Origin of the sequence: Corallococcus sp. 4LFB (assembly GCF_046520365.1) — a bacterium.
Lineage (GTDB): Bacteria > Myxococcota > Myxococcia > Myxococcales > Myxococcaceae > Corallococcus > Corallococcus caeni.
Genome location: NZ_JBKGHJ010000990.1, coordinates 1 through 1,386 on the forward strand (window position 1 = coordinate 1; position 1,386 = coordinate 1,386).

Sequence of the window (1,386 nt, forward strand, 5' to 3'; positions counted from 1 at the left end):
GCCCGACCGCGAGCTGCAGAAGACGCTGGCGCTGGCGCTGGCGGGGCAGGGAGAGGCGGGGCAGCTCGCGCTGGTGGCGTCGCTGCCGAAGATGGGCAGCGAGAAGCTGGTGGTGCTGGACGCGCTGAAGCGCGTGGGGGCGCCGCCCGCGTCCGCGTCGGAGCCGTTGCAGGGCGTGGTGAAGGAGGGCGGGGCGGAGGCGGCGCTGGCGGCGCAGCTGCTGGGGCGGATGGGCGCGAAGGACGCGGTGCCCACGCTGCTCAAGGCGCTGGACGACTCCAACAGCGTGGCCCGGCGCGACGTGCTGCTGGCGCTGGGCGCCATTGGCGACGTGAAGTCGGCGGAGGTGGTGGGGCGGGACCTGTACCACGACCTGCCGGAGATCCGCGCCGCGGCGGCCACGGCGCTGCGCAAGATGAACACGGGCCCGGAGGCCGAGCCGCTGGACGCGCTGAAGGGCGACTACTTCCGGGAGGTCCGCGTCGCGGCGGGAGCCTCGCCGACGAAGGAAGGCACGGCGTCCGGCGGGGCGCGGTGAATGGAGCCGCGCGCGCTCAAGGACAAGGCGACGGAGGCCTTCAGCAAGGGCCGCTTCGCGAAGGCCGCGGAGCTGTACCAGGACTACTGCCAGGCGGATCCGAAGGACCACCAGAGCCGGCTGCGCATGGGCGACGCGTGGGCCAAGGCCGGGCAGCGTGACCGCGCCGTCTCCGCGTACCAGTCCGCGGCGGAGGGCTTCGCGAAGGAGGGCTTCCTGCCGCGCGCCATCGCCGCGAGCAAGCTGATCCTCGAGCTGGACCCGGCCCACCAGGGCGTGCAGCAGATGCTCGCGGATCTGTACGCGCGAAGGGGCACGCCGGCCACGTCCAGGGTGAAGCCGAAGGAGGCCGCGTCCCAGCACCCCCCCGCGGGCCTCGTCACGCAGCGCGAAGCCCCGCCCACTCCGGCCCCCGCACCCCTGGAGGCGGAGGGCGCGCCGGTGGACCTGTCGGCTTCGCTCCCGCCAGAGCTGGCCCTGACCCACGCGCCCGCGAGCGCCCCCAGGCCCGTCGCGGACGACACCGAAGTGGTCATCTCCGTCGAGGTGCAGGTCGAGCCCACGCATGACGAACCCGGCTGGGACCTGACGCCCGAAGCGCCTGAGCAGCCAGAAGCCGTCGCCACGGCGGCGGAGGCTCCTGCGCCAGTCCCCGCCGCGAGCAACGCGCCCCCGGCACCCACGCCTTCTCCACCACCTTCCGCCTCGCACGGCCGAAGCCGCTGCGCCGGGCCCGTCCGTCCGTGCAGCGCCGCCGCGCCCCCCGCCGTCCCCATCCTCCATGCCCGAGCTTCCCCAGACCCGGACCCCCAGCGGACGCTGGCAGGCCCTCGCGCCGCCCATCACGG

2 protein-coding genes are annotated in these 1,386 nt (G+C 75.1%); both read left to right on the plus strand.

Features of this window, described 5'->3' with window-relative positions; all coding sequences use genetic code 11:
• Positions 1 to 538: HEAT repeat domain-containing protein (locus ACLEQD_RS43415; RefSeq protein ID WP_410391795.1), on the plus strand; the 538-nt coding region annotated here is incomplete at its 5' end.
• The coding region (locus ACLEQD_RS43420) for a tetratricopeptide repeat protein (RefSeq protein ID WP_410391796.1) at positions 539 to 1,386 on the plus strand (848 nt) is incomplete at its 3' end.